The following is a 391-nucleotide window of genomic DNA, read 5'->3' as shown; positions in this document are numbered from 1 at the left end:
CGCATCATGAAATCCATGGGGCTGAAAGGCTTTACTAAACGCCGTCGATGCATCACCACCAGACGAAAGTTTGGCCACCGAGTCATGCCAGACTTAGTAGGCCGCAGATTCACCGCTGATAGGCCGAACCACGTCTATGTAGGCGATATCACCTACCTGCCGTGTAAGGGCGGCAAGAACATGTACCTGGCCACGGTCATCGACGTCTACTCGCGCAAGCTCGTCGGCCATGCACTCGCCGATCACATGCGGGTATCGCTGGTTATCGAAGCTTTATCTCATGCAAGGAAAGTCCGCGGAAGCCTGAAAGGGGCAATTTTCCATTCTGATCACGGCAGTGTGTACACCTCACAAGCATTTAGGGACCACTGCACCCAGCTTGGTGTTCGCC

The 391-nt window shown here is 54.5% G+C and carries 1 protein-coding gene; it reads left to right on the top strand.

Annotation, left to right across the window (positions count from 1 at the left end):
• On the top strand, positions 1–391 hold a 391-nt coding region (locus HMPREF2760_RS05530; RefSeq protein ID WP_148138842.1), incomplete at both ends, for a DDE-type integrase/transposase/recombinase.

The organism is Corynebacterium sp. HMSC065D07 (assembly GCF_001810695.1).
Taxonomy (GTDB): domain Bacteria; phylum Actinomycetota; class Actinomycetes; order Mycobacteriales; family Mycobacteriaceae; genus Corynebacterium; species Corynebacterium hesseae.
This window is presented reverse-complemented; position numbering and strand designations above follow the sequence as displayed.